Here is a 15,515-nt window from a genome sequence, read left to right on the forward strand (position 1 = left end):
CAAGTCGTATTATGCGCACATCGTTAGGTTGCTAATTAAATTCCGGAGGGAATGATGACTAGCCGAGTCGATGTGGCCGTGATGATCGGCAGTGGTGTGCCACGCTCCTTGCAGGCCCTGGGCAAAAGGGCCTGCTGGGTGGTGCTGGTTGACGGCGAACGCCGTGGCACGGCCTTCGCCAGCCGCGACGAAGCCCTGGAGTGCCAGGCGGCGTGGCAGCGGCAAGTGGACAGGAGTCATGCGGCGTGAGGTCTCAGCGCTCCAGGTAGCGTGCCAGTTCACAGGCGTCCTGATAACGCTGGCGAAAGCCACGGACCTTGCCTGAGGGGCTTTCGGTGATGTGGAACAATCCTTTACCGGCTGCCACGACACGATATCGAGGCTTGTCTGGCATAGCCGCATGACAAGAAATGTTACGCGCCTCTCGACGGATTTCAGTGTTTTCGTGCATATTCGTATCCCTGTAATGCGCGACGAAGGGTTGGGGCACACTCATGCTGAAGTGTCGCCCTCAGTAGTCGCATCTTCCTGACCCCATAGCTGTCAGGTAATACGTTTCCTATTTGCGGATAGTTTGCCGAAGCACGCCGGATGTTCCAGCGGGGAAGTGTTCCCTGCTTGGCGTATCGTCCGTGTGCGTGGATCTTCGCTTACCGAATCCATGGTCCATCGGACTTCGACTTGAAGTGGCTGCCACCCCACGCCCAGCGGCGTGCGCGGTGCGGCCCGCTGTAATTGATGTGAGGAGCTTTTCATTGGCAGTCAGTACTCTTGATACCCATGCGTTGTTTGCCCTGGGCGATTTGCGCGCCAAGCTGGTCAAGTTGTTCCAGGGGCGCTTCGTGTATGTCACCGAGCAGAACCCCGACGGCCTGTACATGGCCGAGATCGATACCGACGACGCCATGGTGGTCGACGACAAGCAGCGCCTGGAGCTGAAAGTGGGTGACCACTTCCGCGCCGCGGTGCTGCCCAGCCGCGAAGGCGGCAAGCTCGAACTGCGTTTTCGCGAGATCAAGTTCAATGTGTACGGGCAGGGTGACTACGCCTTTGTTTCCGTGCCGGAAGGCGAGGCCATCGTGTTCCGTGAAGGGCAGGGCGTGATGCTGGTGTTCGCAGCCCAGCAGCAGGTCCAGGAAGGCCTGGGCAAGCTGCTCAAGGCAGTGACCGGCAAGGTCGCCAAGTGGCGCAAGGGCGAGCTGACCACCTTCAAGGCCAGCGAGTGAGCGACGAGGCCACGCCCGCCTCGCGGGCTGATTTCCACCGTGAGCATCAGGCCGATGCGCTTGAGCAGGCCGAGCGCCTGTTGGCGCGCCGGGATGAACTGCAGGGAGCGTGGCTGGGCTGGGTGGCCGGCGAGCTCTACCAGATGAGCCCACCGCCATTTGTTGCCATGGTGCGACGCGAGTTGCAGCGTCTGAGCCAGGCCTGAGGTTCAGTTCCCGCGATCACGCCCGCTGCTGACTTCTTCCGGTACGTCCTCGCCCGAGGTGCGCTTGCGAAACAGCGCGGCCCTGGCCAGCAGCAGGGTGGTCACCGGCACGGTGATCGACAGCAGGATCGGAATCAGCCAGGCGTGCAGCACCGGGCTCTGCTTGAGCACCGAGAAGTACAGGATCGAGGCCAGCGCCACGCACCAGGCGCCGATGGTCGAGGCCAGCGCGGGCGGGTGCATGCGCTGGAAGTACTCCTTCAGGCGCACCAGGCCGATGGCGCCGATCAGCGCGAACAGGCTGCCGGTGAGCAGCAGGGCGGCGGTGACCAGCTCCAGCCAGAACGGCAATGCCACGGATTCGTTCATTCGATCACCTCGCCACGCAGGAGGAACTTGGCCAGGGCGAAAGAGCCGACGAAGCCGAACAGGGCGATCAGCAGGGCGCCTTCGAAATAGGTGTCGCTGGCGTAGCGGATGCCCAGCACCAGCATCATCAGCATGCCCAGGATGTACAAGTAGTCCAGGGCCAGTACCCGGTCCTGGGCGGACGGGCCGCGGAACAGCCGGATCAGCGTCAGCCCCATGGCCAGGGCGAAGATGAACAGGCTGGCGAGGACGGCATTGGCGAGCAGGCCGCTCATTCGAAGATCTCCATCAGCGGGCGTTCATAGGTGTGTTTGAAGTGTTCGATGAATGCTGGTTCGTCGTCCAGGTCGAACACGTGCAGCAAGAGCATGCTGCGGTCCAGTGCCAGCTCCGACCAGATGGTGCCCGGTACCACGGTGGTGATCATCGACAGGGCCGCCAGGCCGTGGGCGTCGCGCAGGTCCAGCGGGATATGCACGAACGCCGAGCGCGGTGGCGTGTTGCCGGCGCGCAGGACGCCACGGGCGACCTGCAGGTTGGAATGGATCACGTCGAGGCCGACCCGGCCGATCAGCTTGGCGATCACCCAGGGCCTACGCACGTGGGCATGTTGCGGGCGCAGCGGCGCCATCAGGATCGGTGCGAGGATGCCCAGCAAGGCGCCCAGCAGCAGGTTGCCCGGGCTGACCGACAGATTGAGCAGCAGCCACAGCACGAACAGCGCGACGGACAGCAGCGGCGCGGGGAACAGTCGGTTCATGGCTGCACCTCCAGGCCGGCGGTGGTCGGGCCGGGCAGCGGCCGGGTCGACATCACGGCCTTGATGTAGGCCTCCGGCGTGCGCAGGCTGGCGGCGGTGTCCTGGGTGTAGCGCAGCAGCGGCTCGGCCTTGAGGCTGAGGAAGATGCACAGGCCCAGGAGGATGACGATGGGCACGCATTCATAGCGGCGAAGCACCGGGGAGGGGCGCTCCTCGGGTTTCCAGAAGCGCTGGATGCCAACACGGCCGAAGGCGATCAACGAGGCCATGCCGGACAGCACCAGCAGGGTGACCAGGGTCCAGCCCGCGGCGCCCAGTGGCTGCTCCGGGGCAACGCCCAGGCCTTGCGGGTTGAACAGCGCGCTGATCAGGTTGAGCTTGCCGATGAAGCCCGACAGCGGTGGCATGCCGATGATCAGCAGGGCGCAGGCGATGAAGCTAAGGCCCAGGAAGGCCATGGTCCAGGGAATGATCTGGCCGATCACCACCTGCTGCTCGTCGTCCAGGTTGATGCCCTTGGGCGGGTGCAGCGACTCCAGCGGCGAGGGCATCGCATCCTCTTCTTCGTCCAGCGGTGCCTCGTTGGCCGAGCGCGAACGCTCCACCAGTTCGGCCAGCAGGAACAGCGCGCACAGGGCCAGCGTGGAGCTTGCCAGGTAGAACAGCGCGGCGCCGGTCAGGATCGACTGGCCGAAGCCGACGGCGGCCAGCAGCGTGCCGGCGGACATCAGGATGCTCAGGGCCGCCAGGCGCTCCAGGCGTTGGGCGGCGAGGATCGACATGGCCGCCACGGCCAGGGTCGCCAGGCCGCCGTACACCAGCCAGTCGCCACCGAAGAACGCCGAGGCGCCAGCCTGGCCGGAGAACAGCAGCGTCCACATGCGCAGGATGGCGTACAACCCGACCTTGGTCATGATCGCGAACAGCGCAGCCACCGGCGCGCTGGCCGACGAATAGGCCGGCACCAGCCAGAAGTTCAACGGCCACATCCCGGCCTTGGCCAGGAAGGCGATGGCCAGGATCGCCGCGCCGGCATGCAGCAGGCCGCGGTCGGCTTCCGGGACCAGCGGCACTTTCAGCGCCAGGTCGGCCATGTTCAGGGTGCCGGTCACGCCATAGAGCATGGCCGCGCCGACCAGGAACAGCGACGAGGCGAACAGGTTGATGGCGATGTAGTGCAGCCCGGCCTTGACCCGCGCCCGCCCCGAGCCATGCAGCAGCAGGCCGTAGGAGGCCGCCAGCAGCACCTCGAAGAACACGAACAGGTTGAACAGGTCGGCGGTAAGGAAGGCGCCGTACAGGCCCATCAGCTGGATCTGGAACAGCGCATGGAAGCTGGCTCCGGCGCCGTCCCAGCGTGCCCGGGCGAACAGCAGGGCGCTCAAGCCGACGATGCCGGTGAGGGTGAGCAGCAGCGCCGACAGGTGATCGACCACCAGGGCGATACCAAACGGCGCCGGCCAGTTGCCCGGCAGGTAGACGCCGATGGACTCGGCCTGGCCCTGGGTACGCACCCACATCAGCAGGGTGACGGCAATGCCCAGGCCGACGGCGGTGGACAGCAGGTTCAGGCGCGCCTTGAGCCAGCGGTGCTTCTCGCCGATCAGCAGCATCAATGAGGCGGTGATCAGCGGCAGCAGGATCGGCGCGATGATCAGTTGGTTCATCCCGCTCATTCCTCACGCTCCCGGCCATCGACGTGGTCGGTCCCGGTCAGGCCGCGGGAAGCCAGCAGCACCACCAGGAACAGCGCGGTCATGGCGAAGCTGATGACGATCGCGGTGAGCACCAGTGCCTGGGGCAGCGGGTCGGTGTAGTGCAGCAGGTCGTGGGGCACGCCGTCCTTGATGATCGGCTCCTTGCCGATGAACAGGCTGCCCATGCTGAAGATGAACAGGTTGACCCCGTAGGACAGCAGGCACAGGCCCATGATCACCTGGTAGGTCCGTGGGCGCAGGACCAGCCAGACCCCGGAGGCGGCCAGGACGCCGATGGCGACTGCAATGACTTCTTCCATCAGGCGGCTCCTGCTTGGCTGGACTTGGTGGGGCGGTAGGCGCGTACCGACTGGTGGGCCAGGGCGGTGAGGATCAGCAGGGTCGAGCCGACCACCACGGTGTACACGCCGATGTCGAAGAACAGCGCGCTGGCCACGTGCACGTCACCCAGCAGCGGCAGGTGCAGGTGGGCGGTGTGGGTGGTCAGGAACGGGTAGCCCAGCAGCATCGCCCCGGCGCCGGTGAGGGTGGCGCAGAGCAGGCCGGTGCCCATCCAGCGCAGCGGACGCAGGCTCATCTGCGCCTCGACCCACTGGGTGCCGGCGACCATGTACTGCAGGATGAACGCCACCGACATCACCAGGCCGGCGACGAAGCCGCCACCCGGCTGGTTGTGGCCGCGCATGAACAGGTACATCGACACCAGCAGGGCGATCGGCAGCAGCAGGCGCACCAGGGCGGCCGGCACCATCATGAAGCCGAGCGCGGTGTCGGTGGCCTGACGCGGGTTGACCAGGTCGGTGACCACGTCCGGCGCAAGCAAACGCTGCTGGGCCGGCAACTGCATGCTCTCCTTCGGCGGGCGGAAGCGGCGCAGCAGGGCGAACACGGTCAGCGCCACGGCCACCAGCACGGTGACCTCGCCGAGGGTGTCGAAGCCGCGGAAGTCCACCAGCATCACGTTGACCACGTTGCTGCCGCCGCCCTGGGGCAAGGCGCGGCTGAGGTAGAACGACGAGATGTCGTTGGGCGTCGGACGGGTCAGCATGGCGTAGGACAGCAGCGCCATGCCGCCGCCGACCAGCACCGCCAGCACCAGGTCGCGCAGGCGCCGCAGGCGTGCGCGGTCCTGGCTGCCGGGCAGCGGCGACACGCCTTCGATACGTCGTGGCAGCCAGCGCAGGCCGAGCAGGATCAGCACGGTGGTGACCACCTCGACCGCCAGCTGGGTCAGCGCCAGGTCCGGCGCGGAGAACCAGACGAAGGTGATGCAGGTCATCAGGCCGCAGACGCCGACCATGATCAAGGCGGCCAGTCGGTGGTACTTGGCCTGGTAGGCGGCGCCGATGGCGCAGGCGATGGCGATCAGCCAGAGCGCGACGAACACGCCGGAGCCCGGGATCTTTGGTCGGTCACCCCAGCTCAGGCCGCTGTACAGAAGCGGCACCAGGCCGGCGACGAAGGCTGCCAGCACCAGCATGAACAGTTGCGTCTGCAGTCGCTTGGTGGTCAGCAGGCGCTCGGCATGCCGGGCCAGCAGCATCAGGCGCACCAGGCCGTGCTCGAACAGGCGCTTGCCGTTGAAGCGCTCGATCAGCGGCGGGTAGGGGAAACGGCCGCGCTGCAGCTGCTTGCGCAACAGCAGGTAGAGGACGATACCGCCGGTCATGGCGATCAGGCTCATCATCAGTGGCGCGTTCCAGCCGTGCCAGATGGCCAGGCTGTATTCCGGCAGCACGCCACCCACCACGGGGGTCGCGGCCGCGGCCAGCAGCGGGCCGACCGATTGCGCCGGGAAGATGCCGACCACCAGGCAGGTGAGCACCAGCAGCTCGACCGGCGCGCGCATCCAGCGCGGCGGCTCGTGGGGCGTGTGCGGCAGGTCCTGGGCCGGTGGGCCGAAGAACACATCGACGGTAAAGCGCAGCGCGTAGGCCACGCTGAAGGTCCCGGCCAGGGTGGCGATCACCGGCAGGGCCGCTTCGACCCAGGCCGTGGAGGTGATGAACACGGTCTCGGCGAAGAACATCTCCTTGGACAGGAAACCGTTCATCAGCGGCACGCCGGCCATCGAGGCGCTGGCGACCATGGCCAGGGTCGCGGTGAACGGCACCAGGCGGAACAGGCCGCTCAGGCGGCGGATGTCACGGGTACCGCTCTCGTGGTCGATGATCCCCGCCGCCATGAACAGCGAGGCCTTGAAGGTGGCGTGGTTGAGGATGTGGAACACCGCGGCGACCGCCGCCAGCGGGCTGTTCAGGCCCAGCAGCAGGGTGATCAGGCCCAGGTGGCTGATGGTCGAATAGGCCAGCAGGCCCTTGAGGTCGTTCTGGAACATCGCGGCGAAGGCGCCGAGCAGCAGGGTAGCGGCGCCGGCGCCGCCAACGATCCAGAACCATTCCTCGCTGCCCGATAGCGCCGGCCACAGGCGGGCCAGCAGGAACACCCCGGCCTTGACCATGGTCGCCGAGTGCAGGTAAGCCGAGACGGGGGTGGGCGCCGCCATGGCATGGGGCAGCCAGAACTGGAAGGGGAATTGCGCGCTTTTGCTCAGGGCGCCGATCAGGATGAGGGGCAGCAGCACCGGGTACAGCGCATGCTGGCGGATGGTGTCGCCGGCAGCCAGGACCTTGTCCAGGTCGTAGCTGCCGACCACATGGCCGAGCAGCAGGGCCCCGACCAGCAGGCACAAGCCGCCGGCCCCCGTGACCATCAAGGCCATGTAGGCGCCGCGGCGGGCGTCGGCACGGTGGTGCCAGTAGCCGATCAGCAGGAAGGAGAACAGGCTGGTCAGCTCCCAGAAGAACACCAGCTGGATCAGGTTGCCGGAGATCACCAGGCCGAGCATGGCGCCCATGAATGCCAGGAAGAAGGCGAAGAAGCGCGGCACCGGGTCTTGGGGCGACATGTAGTAGCGGGCGTACAGCGACACCAGGGTGCCAATGCCCAGCACCAGCAGGCTGAACAGCCAGGCGAAGCCGTCCATGCGCAGGACCAGGTTCAGGCCCAGGCTCGGCAGCCAGAGGAATTCCTCGCGGATCACCCCGCCATCGGCGACTTGAGGGTACAGCAACGCCACCTGGACGGTGCCGACCAGGGCCACGAGCCCGGCGAGAATGGACTCGGCGTTGCGTGCGTTGTGCGGCAGTACAGCCGCCAGGCAACTGCCCAGGAAGGGCAGAAGCAATAGCACAATCAATGACATAGCGTTCTGTTCTGAGAAGTTTGCCAAGGATCATACGTGCCGGACGGTTGATCACCAACACGCAAGGGTTTGCAGGATCCTACAAATGTGCAGTGACAAGCTGTTTTTTTATAACAGTTTCTTTCAGAGCATAGCGGCTGATCGTGTGCCCGTGGGGTTGTGCGTTCCCTGTAGGATCGGCCTCGCCGAGGCGTCGGACCGGCCGGAAAGGGCCGCAAAGCGGCCCCGGGGATTCAGCGTTGACGCATCAATTGCCGGGGCAGCTCTGCATCCCTTTCGCGGCGCAAAGTCGATCCTACACAGGGTGGTTGCCTTACCTACAACCCCGCCTCACGCTCACGCGCCTCATCATCCTGCAAGGCATCGGCCTCATCCTGGCGACGGATCTTCAGCTCGCTTACCACCACCGCCAGCACGATCAGCAGCCCGCCGATCAGCGCCACGCCCGGCAGGCGCTCGCCGGCGATGCGCCCGACGATGCCGGCCCACACCGGTTCGCCGGCGTAGATCAGGGTGGCGCGGGTCGGCGAGACCGACTGCTGCGCCCAGTTCATCGCCACCTGGATCACCGCGCTCATGGCGCCCAGGCCTACCGCGCTTGCCAGCAGCAGCCAGGAAAAACCGGGCAGTTGCTCCTGGGTCGGCACGATCATCAGGAACGACAGTGCCGAGGCGGTGGCCAGTTGCACCACGGTGACCCGGCGCACATCGACCTTGCCGGCGTAGCGGCTGATCAGGATGATTTCGCCGGCGATCGCCACGGCGCTGACCAGCGTCACCAGTTCGCCTTCGCTGAAGTGCAACGCGCCGCCCTCGGGACCGGCCAGCAGCATCAGTCCGACGAAGGCCAGGCCGATGCCCAGGCTCGGCATCAGGCCCGGGCGGCGGCCCAGTACCAGCCACTGCAGCAGGGGCACGAAGGGCACGTAAAGCGCGGTGATGAACGCCGACTGGCTGCTGCTGATGGTCTGCAGGCCCATGGTCTGCAAGCCGTAGCCAAGCATGATCGACACGCCGATGAGCACGCCGGCCTTGAGCTCGGTGAGGGTCAGTCCCGACAGCGAACGGGCCGACACCAGGCCGACGAACAGGGCGGCGGCAGCAAAGCGCAGGCCGACAAAGAACATCGGCCCGCTGACGGTCATGACGTTGTGCACGATCAGGAAGGTGCCACCCCAGAGCATGGTGATGAACACCAGCACCAGTTCGGCCTTGCTCAGGCGCAAGCTGACGGTGGGTTTGCGGGTGGGGGCCTGGCTCATGGTCTTGCGCACTCGGAAGGGGCGGCGCACAATTCGCCGCAAAGTGGGCAGTATACTGCGCATCCCCTACCAGTGAGCAATATAGTGCACAAAGATTCCGAGCACCGCGCATCGGTGCTGCAGCATGTCAGCCAGAACGTTCGTCGCCTGCGTGGCGACGCCGGCCTGAGCCAGGCCGCTCTGGCCGAGCGTTCCGGGGTCAGCCGGCGGATGCTGGTGGCCATCGAGGCCGGCGAGAAGAATGTCAGCCTCACCACCCTGGACCTGATCGCCGAAGCGCTCGGGGTGGCGTTCAGCACCCTGATCCAGGCGCCGGACCGCCGCGACCCCAGCCGCATCGAAGAGCTGGCCTGGGCCGGTGTGCACCCTGCCAGCCGCGCCGTGCTGCTCGGCAGCAGTCCGGCGCGACGCGAGGTCGAGTTGTGGGAGTGGACCCTGGCCCCCGGCGAGTGCTACGCCAGCGAAGCCGATGCCGCTGGCTGGAGCGAGCAGATCTATGTGACCGAAGGCCGCCTGACCCTGATCATCGAAGGGGGGGAGCGGCAACTGGGCAAGGGTGAATTCTTCGTCTTCCCCAGCGACTGCCGCTACGCCTACCGCAACGATGGGCAGGAGTCGGTGCGCTTCGTGCGCAACGTGGTGATCTGAGCCTTCAACCGGCCAGCAACTCGTCGGTACTGGTCACCCTGGCGTAGGCGAATGCCAGCGCGGCCATTGCCGAGGCGTGCACATCGGCCGCCGCCACCGATTTGCCGTCGAACTCCAGCGGCAGGGTCGCGCAGGCATCGTGGGCCACGCTGACTTCATAGCCGAAGTCGGCGGCGGCGCGGGTCGCGGCATCGATGCACATATGGCTCATGCTGCCGGCGATGGTCAGTGCCTTGATGTCGTGCTGGTCGAGCAGCGCCTTCAGCTGGGTGTCGCGGAAGCTGTTGACCTTGTGCTTGAGCACCACCGCTTCGCCGGCCGCCGGCGCGACCTTGGGGTGGATCTGCGCGCCGGCCGAGCCTGGCACGAAGAAGGGCGCGTCGGCACTTTCGAACTCATGGCGCACATGCACCACCAGGTCGCCCCGCTCGCGGGCCGCAGCCAGTAACCGGGCGGCGTTGTCGGCCGCCGCCTCGGCGCCGTCCAGGGTCCATTTGCCACCGGGGAAGTAGTCATTCTGGATATCGATGATGATCAGGGCGCGCTTGCTCATGGTGCCTCCAGCGGCAGTAGTGATGAACTGCCGATAGTTATAGGCTTGGGCGACCCGATCGAGGATAGGCGCGAGCGACACAATGACGGCAAAAACTGACAGCCTGGAAATCGGCGTGCTGATCTATCCCGGCGCGCAGAGCGCGGCGGTGCACGGCCTGACCGACCTGTTCGCGGTGGCTAACCGGGTCGCCGGGCAACTGGGTGCCCACGATCTGCCGGTGTTGCGAGTCACCCATTGGCAGCTCGATGGCGCGGGGCAGCTGCAGGTGGTGCATGACAGCCAGCCGGCGAACGGCCATGCGCTGCGAGCGCTGATGATCCCGCCGAGCCTGGCGGCGACCCCGTCGGCCGAGGTGTTGCAGGCCCATCGCGCCGCGCTCTGCCAGGTGCACGGCCAGGGTGCCGTGCTGGCCTCGGTGTGCATCGGTGTGTTCCTTGTTGCCGGCAGCGGCCTGCTGGATGGGCGGGCGGCCTGTACCCACTGGAACTATACCCAGGCCCTTTCCGATCGCTTCCCCAAGGTGCGGGTGCAAGGCAGCCAGCCACTGCTCGACGACGGCGACATCGTCACCTCCGCCGGGCTGATGGCCTGGACCGATCTCGGCCTGCACCTGATCGAGCGCTTCCTCGGCCACACCCTGGCCCGCGAGACGGCCCGCTATCTTGCGGTCGAGCCCTCGCCGGCGCCGCTGCCCGGCGCCCTGTTCCAGCCGCGCCTGGACCATGGCGACGAGGCGGTGCTTAAGGTGCAACATTGGTTGCAGGCAGAGGAGGCCCGGGATGCGGGTCTGGCCGACATGGCCGGTTGCGCGGGTCTCGAGCCGCGCACCTTCCTGCGCCGCTTTCGCGCCGCCACCGGCCTGCGCCCCACCGAATACGCGCAGCAGGTGCGGGTCGGCCGGGCCTGCCGCTTGCTGGAGTTCACCCGGCGCAGCGTCGACCAGATCGCCTGGGGCGTCGGCTACCAGGACCCCAGCGCCTTTCGCAAGGTGTTCCAGCGCCTGACCGGGATGACCCCAAGCGACTACCGGCGGCGCTTCGCGGTCATCAGCGGCTGAGCTTCGCTGGTGGTCGGGTGCGGCCCCGGGCCTTCATCGGCGAGGCGGTCGTGATGGTTGCGCAGCGGGCATTCCTTCAACGACATGCAGCCACAGCCGATGCAGCCGTCGAGCTGATCGCGCAGCATCACCATCTCGTCGATGCGCCGGCTCAGGTCGTCGCGCCACCGCGCTGACAGGCGCTGCCAGTCGTCGGCGGTGGGGGTGTGATCGCAGGGCAGGGCCTCCAGGGCGCTGGCGATGTCGGCCAGGGCGATGCCCAGGCGTTGGGCCATCTTGATCACCGCCACCCGGCGCAGCATGGCCCGTGGATAGCGGCGCTGGTTGCCGGCGTTGCGGGTGCTGTGGATCAGCCCCTTGGTTTCATAGAAGTGCAGGGCGGTCACGGCCACGCCGCTGCGCGCGGCCAGCTGGCCGACGCTGAGCAGGCGCTCCTGGGCGGAAGGGGGCTTCATCGGCAATAAAATCCTTGACCTTGAGTTAGCTGGAGGTTTTACCCTCCACGACCATCTGCTGCAAGAGCCCGAAACGAGGAGATGCGTCATGGCGGTCAACACCCATTCCCTGTGGTTCACCCAGATGATCGAGTACGACGTGCCACCCTTGCGCCAGGATGCCCTGGCCGAGGCCCTGGTGGTGCGCAGCGAGCACCTCGCGCAACGCTGCGACGGCCTGCTCAGCGTCAGCATCCAGGTCAGCGACGACGGTCGCCGGGTGCTCCAGCACCTGCGCTGGCAATCGCGCCAGGCCTGGGCCGCCGCCGCCGGCTGCTTCATCGAGGAGCCGTTCCTCGACCTGCTGGGCGAGCATCAGGCCCGTGGGGTGAACTTCGCCGCGTACCAGACGCTGCGCAGTCTGGTGCGTGGCGCCGATGGCGGTCTGCATTGCCAGCTGGGTGCGGTGCTTGATGCCCAGGGCGCATAGCGGAGCATCAAGCACGGGGTGCCGAAGCAGGGCACATGGGGCAATGCATGCCTTGTTAAGGTCGTGGTGATTGCGGGCGCCTGCCGGCTGTTCCATTATCAGCGTCCTGGACCCGTCGTCACCTATCCGCAGGAGTGCGCATGAACAGTCAGTCCCCCCTTCACGAATCCATCCCGGCGCGCCTTGCCCGCGTGCGCGAGGCCATGGCCCGGGAGGGCGTGAATGCCCTGCTGGTGCCTTCGGCCGACCCGCACCTGTCCGAGTACCTGCCGGGCTACTGGCAGGGGCGGCAGTGGCTGTCCGGGTTCCTCGGTTCGGTGGGGACGCTGGTGGTGACGGCAGACTTTGCCGGGCTGTGGGCTGACAGCCGTTACTGGGAACAGGCGGACAAGGAACTGGCCGGCAGCGGCATCGAATTGATGAAGCTGCGCCCCGGCCAGCCCGGGGCGCTGGAGTGGCTGGGCGCAGAAGTGTCCGGTACCGTCGCGGTGGACGGCGCGGTCATGGCCCTGGCCTCGGCGCGGCAACTGGGCGAGCGCCTGCAGGCGCGAGGCGCGACGTTGCGCACCGATCTTGACCTGCTGGATCGGGTCTGGGCCGACCGTCCCTCGCTGCCAGGCAATCCGGTGTACCAGCACCTGCCACCCCATGCCACGGTCAACCGTGCGCAAAAACTCGCCGAGTTGCGCAGCACACTGCGGGAGAAGGGCGCCGACTGGCATTTCATCGCCACCCTCGACGACATCGCCTGGCTGTTCAACCTGCGGGGCAGCGATGTCTCCTACAACCCCGTGTTCGTTTCCTTCGCGCTGGTCAGCCAGGACAAGGCGTTCTTGTTTGTCGGGCGTGACAAGGTCGATGGCCACCTGCGCCAGGTGTTGGCGGCCGATGGCATCGAGGTTCGCGACTACGCCGGGGTCAATGACGCGCTGGCCGCGATTCCGGCTGCGGCGAGCCTGCTGGTCGACCCGGCGCGGGTCACCCGTGGCCTGCTGGACAACCTGCACCAGCAGGTGCGGCTGGTCGAGAGCATCAACCCGACTACCCTGAGCAAGTCGCGCAAGGGGGAGGGCGACCTCGTCCATATCCGCCAGGCCATGGAGCAGGATGGCGCGGCGCTGTGCGAATTCTTCGCCTGGTTCGAAGCGAACCTTGGTGCGCAACCAATCACCGAGCTGACCATCGACGACCAGTTGAGCGCGGCCCGTGCCCGTCGCCCGGGCTTCGTGTCGCTGAGCTTTTCCACCATTGCGGCTTACAACGCCAACGGCGCGATGCCGCATTACCGCGCCACCGAAGAGTCCCATGCCGTCATCGAAGGCAATGGTTTGCTGTTGATCGATTCGGGTGGCCAGTACCTGGGCGGGACCACCGATATCACCCGCATGGTGCCGATCGGCGAGCCGAGCCATGAGCAGAAGGCCGATTGCTCCCGGGTGCTCAAGGGCATGATCGCCTTGTCGCGGACCACGTTCCCGCGCGCAATACTCTCGCCGCTGCTCGATGCCATTGCCCGCGCACCGATCTGGGCCGATCAGGTCGAGTACGGCCATGGCACCGGCCACGGTGTCGGCTATTTCATGAACGTGCACGAAGGCCCGCAGGTGATCGCCTACCAGGCCGCGACCACACCGCAGACGGCCATGCAGCCGGGCATGATCAGCTCCATCGAGCCTGGGACCTATCGTCCGGGGCAGTGGGGTGTGCGGATCGAGAACCTGGTAGTCAACCGCGAGGCTGGTATCAGTGAGTTCGGAGAGTTCCTGAACTTCGAGACGTTGACCCTGTGTCCGATCGACACGCGTTGCCTGCTGGTCGAGGCGCTGGGCAGTGAAGATATCGCCTGGCTGAACCGTTACCACCAGACGGTGCGGGAACGGCTGGCACCGCTGCTCGAAGGCGAGGCGCTGGCCTGGCTGGAGCGGCGCACCGCGGCGCTCTGACTATGAAAAGGGCAGCCACTGGCTGCCCTGTTTGCATCTGTTACTTGCAGATCACGATCATGCTGCGGCTGGTATAGCCGGCCGGATTGATGCCGAATACATAATCGCCAGGCTCTTCGTCGGTGTCGCCGGAGCGGGCGATGACCTTGTAGCCCTTGCTGCTGCAGGAGCTGGCAGCTTTGCTATAACACTTGTCCCACGACGAGGAGAGCCCCGAGCAGTTGATGTGCAGGCCCTTCTTCCCCCGCTTCACCTCGGTGTTGGCTGTCGCGGCGCATCCCGCGATGGCCAGGATGCCCAGGATGAGCAAAATACGTTTCATTCCTGTCCTTATCGGCCCGACTGCTTTAACGGACCTGTCGTTTGCGCTTTGCCTCTTCCCTGATGATCCCCGGCGTCCATGTGCCGCACAGTAGATAGCGTCAAGATGATGATTGGGTGACAGCTTAATCAGCCAGGCCGGGTGGTACAAGGTTACAGGTCATCTAAATGCAAATATTTCTCAAATCAGTCGGCGGCCACGGGCGGTGCTGCATCCCGTTTCATGGAAAGTGTCGCGCCCACCGAGGCGGTGATGATGGCGAGGATCGCCAGCCATTGCCACAGGGTGAGTTTCTCGCCCAGGAAAAGTAGCCCGGACAATGCGCCAAAGGCCGGTTCGATGCTCATCAGCGTGCCGAAGGTACGGGCGGGCATGCGGGTCAGGGCGACCATCTCCAGGCTGTAGGGGAGGGCTGTCGACAGGATGGCCACGCCCAGGGCCACGGGTAGCAGCGCAGGCGTCAGCAAGGCGCTGCCGGCGTGGGCGATGCCGATAGGGGCGACGAACAGCGCTGCGATCACCACGCCCAGGGCTGCAGTCTGGATGCCGTTCTCGGCGCCGGCTTTTTGCCCATAGAGAATGTACAGCGCCCAACACACTCCGGCCCCCAGGGCGTAGGCGGCGCCGACCGGATCGAGACTGGCACCGGCCTGGCCAACGGGAATCAGCAGCAGCAGGCCGACGACCGCCAGGGCGATCCACAGGAAGTCCAGCGCCCGTCGCGAGGCCCATAGCGCCACGGCCAGCGGCCCGGTGAACTCGAGGGCGACGGCGATACCCAGTGGCACACTGCGCAAAGACATATAGAAGAGGAAGTTCATGCCGCCCAGGGCCATGCCGTAGATGATCACGCTGCGCAGGGTGCTGGCGTCCAGGCGAGCGCGCCAGGGACGCAACAGCAGGAGCATGATGATGCTGGCGAAAATGAGGCGCAGGGCGGTGGTGCCCTGGGCGCCGACGACGGGGAACATGCTCTTGGCCAACGAGGCCCCGGACTGGATGGAGGCCATGGCGATCAGCAGCAGACCGATGGGGAACAGCGTGGCGGTCAGGCTGCGGTTTGGGGTGTTCATGAAGGTTTCCGTTTAGTGTGCGCGCAAGGGTGCGCAATATAGTGCGCAGTGGTAGGCGGGTTGGCAAGGATGGGATGGGGGAGATGGTGTGAGGGCTGTCAGGCGCGGCAAGGGCGGTGGGGACGCCTGGTAGCCCTGACGCGGTCCTTTTCATATTCCTGAAATAAAAGGTTGACGCCCTGTCAGATCCCCTTATAATGCGCCCCACTTCCAGCGACATCGGAACGAAAAACTCCTTGAATATCA

Annotated in this window: 18 protein-coding genes; 7 read left to right on the forward strand and 11 right to left on the reverse strand. The window is 66.1% G+C overall.

Annotated elements, in window-relative coordinates:
* The first annotated feature begins 54 nt into the window (after nucleotides 1–54).
* The 3 genes from HU751_RS26625 to HU751_RS26635 all read left to right on the forward strand — a co-directional run bounded on the left by HU751_RS26625 (nucleotide 55) and on the right by HU751_RS26635 (nucleotide 1,432).
* On the forward strand, nucleotides 55–249 hold the full coding sequence (locus HU751_RS26625) for a hypothetical protein (RefSeq protein WP_186714898.1): 195 nt from the start codon (nucleotides 55–57) through the stop codon (nucleotides 247–249).
* Between the two features lie 506 nt (nucleotides 250–755).
* Nucleotides 756–1,226 (forward strand): hypothetical protein, encoded by a 471-nt coding sequence (locus HU751_RS26630; RefSeq protein ID WP_028690546.1) that lies wholly within the window; start codon nucleotides 756–758, stop codon nucleotides 1,224–1,226.
* A complete protein-coding gene (locus tag HU751_RS26635) occupies nucleotides 1,223–1,432 on the forward strand; it encodes a hypothetical protein (protein WP_186733947.1) in 210 nt (69 codons plus the stop codon). The genes HU751_RS26630 and HU751_RS26635 overlap by 4 nt, the downstream gene beginning before the upstream one ends.
* Before the next feature lie 3 nt (nucleotides 1,433–1,435).
* On the opposite strand, the gene HU751_RS26640 is transcribed toward HU751_RS26635, so the two are convergent.
* The 7 genes from HU751_RS26640 to HU751_RS26670 all read right to left on the reverse strand — a co-directional run bounded on the left by HU751_RS26640 (nucleotide 1,436) and on the right by HU751_RS26670 (nucleotide 8,746).
* Nucleotides 1,436–1,801, reverse strand: coding sequence for a Na+/H+ antiporter subunit G (locus HU751_RS26640; RefSeq protein WP_186733948.1), 366 nt, complete (start codon nucleotides 1,799–1,801; stop codon nucleotides 1,436–1,438).
* The gene (locus tag HU751_RS26645; protein ID WP_011534656.1) at nucleotides 1,798–2,076 is read right to left on the reverse strand and encodes a K+/H+ antiporter subunit F; all 279 of its coding nucleotides are present in this window, start codon (nucleotides 2,074–2,076) and stop codon (nucleotides 1,798–1,800) included. The genes HU751_RS26640 and HU751_RS26645 overlap by 4 nt, the downstream gene beginning before the upstream one ends.
* The gene (locus tag HU751_RS26650) at nucleotides 2,073–2,561 is read right to left on the reverse strand and encodes a Na+/H+ antiporter subunit E (RefSeq protein ID WP_186733949.1); all 489 of its coding nucleotides are present in this window, start codon (nucleotides 2,559–2,561) and stop codon (nucleotides 2,073–2,075) included. Before HU751_RS26650 ends, HU751_RS26645 begins: the two co-directional genes overlap by 4 nt.
* Entirely contained in the window at nucleotides 2,558–4,237 is a 1,680-nt protein-coding gene (locus tag HU751_RS26655; RefSeq protein ID WP_186733950.1) for a monovalent cation/H+ antiporter subunit D, read from the reverse strand. The genes HU751_RS26650 and HU751_RS26655 overlap by 4 nt, the downstream gene beginning before the upstream one ends.
* Entirely contained in the window at nucleotides 4,234–4,578 is a 345-nt protein-coding gene (locus HU751_RS26660; protein WP_028690551.1) for a Na+/H+ antiporter subunit C, read from the reverse strand. Before HU751_RS26660 ends, HU751_RS26655 begins: the two co-directional genes overlap by 4 nt.
* Nucleotides 4,578–7,484, reverse strand: coding sequence for a monovalent cation/H+ antiporter subunit A (locus tag HU751_RS26665; protein ID WP_186733951.1), 2,907 nt, complete (start codon nucleotides 7,482–7,484; stop codon nucleotides 4,578–4,580). The genes HU751_RS26660 and HU751_RS26665 overlap by 1 nt, the downstream gene beginning before the upstream one ends.
* Nucleotides 7,485–7,801: 317 nt before the next feature.
* Complete coding sequence (locus HU751_RS26670) at nucleotides 7,802–8,746, reverse strand: DMT family transporter (RefSeq protein WP_186733952.1); 945 nt, start codon at nucleotides 8,744–8,746, stop codon at nucleotides 7,802–7,804.
* 84 nt (nucleotides 8,747–8,830) lie between these two features.
* On the opposite strand from HU751_RS26670, the gene HU751_RS26675 reads away from it, so the two are divergent.
* Nucleotides 8,831–9,394, forward strand: coding sequence for a helix-turn-helix domain-containing protein (locus HU751_RS26675; protein WP_186733953.1), 564 nt, complete (start codon nucleotides 8,831–8,833; stop codon nucleotides 9,392–9,394).
* A 4-nt stretch (nucleotides 9,395–9,398) separates the two neighbouring features.
* On the opposite strand, the gene HU751_RS26680 is transcribed toward HU751_RS26675, so the two are convergent.
* The gene (locus HU751_RS26680; protein WP_186733954.1) at nucleotides 9,399–9,947 is read right to left on the reverse strand and encodes a cysteine hydrolase family protein; all 549 of its coding nucleotides are present in this window, start codon (nucleotides 9,945–9,947) and stop codon (nucleotides 9,399–9,401) included.
* Nucleotides 9,948–10,029: 82 nt separating this feature from the next.
* Here HU751_RS26680 and HU751_RS26685 point away from each other — a divergent pair, with 82 nt between their 5' ends.
* Nucleotides 10,030–11,007 (forward strand): GlxA family transcriptional regulator, encoded by a 978-nt coding sequence (locus HU751_RS26685; protein WP_186733955.1) that lies wholly within the window; start codon nucleotides 10,030–10,032, stop codon nucleotides 11,005–11,007.
* Here HU751_RS26685 and soxR read toward each other — a convergent pair.
* Nucleotides 10,974–11,462: a redox-sensitive transcriptional activator SoxR gene (soxR, locus tag HU751_RS26690; RefSeq protein ID WP_186714889.1), complete on the reverse strand. Its 489-nt coding sequence runs from the start codon at nucleotides 11,460–11,462 to the stop codon at nucleotides 10,974–10,976. The genes HU751_RS26685 and soxR overlap by 34 nt on opposite strands.
* A gap of 88 nt (nucleotides 11,463–11,550) precedes the next feature.
* Here soxR and HU751_RS26695 point away from each other — a divergent pair, with 88 nt between their 5' ends.
* Both HU751_RS26695 and HU751_RS26700 read left to right on the forward strand, forming a co-directional pair.
* Complete coding sequence (locus tag HU751_RS26695; protein WP_186733956.1) at nucleotides 11,551–11,931, forward strand: antibiotic biosynthesis monooxygenase; 381 nt, start codon at nucleotides 11,551–11,553, stop codon at nucleotides 11,929–11,931.
* A 140-nt stretch (nucleotides 11,932–12,071) separates the two neighbouring features.
* Nucleotides 12,072–13,874, forward strand: coding sequence for an aminopeptidase P family protein (locus HU751_RS26700; RefSeq protein ID WP_186733957.1), 1,803 nt, complete (start codon nucleotides 12,072–12,074; stop codon nucleotides 13,872–13,874).
* A 40-nt stretch (nucleotides 13,875–13,914) separates the two neighbouring features.
* On the opposite strand, the gene HU751_RS26705 is transcribed toward HU751_RS26700, so the two are convergent.
* Nucleotides 13,915–14,196, reverse strand: coding sequence for a hypothetical protein (locus HU751_RS26705; RefSeq protein WP_050705007.1), 282 nt, complete (start codon nucleotides 14,194–14,196; stop codon nucleotides 13,915–13,917).
* A gap of 185 nt (nucleotides 14,197–14,381) precedes the next feature.
* Entirely contained in the window at nucleotides 14,382–15,269 is an 888-nt protein-coding gene (gene rhtA, locus HU751_RS26710) for a threonine/homoserine exporter RhtA (protein WP_186733958.1), read from the reverse strand.
* Nucleotides 15,270–15,515 lie beyond the last annotated feature (246 nt).

Source organism: Pseudomonas peradeniyensis (assembly GCF_014268935.2).
Lineage (GTDB): Bacteria > Pseudomonadota > Gammaproteobacteria > Pseudomonadales > Pseudomonadaceae > Aquipseudomonas > Aquipseudomonas peradeniyensis.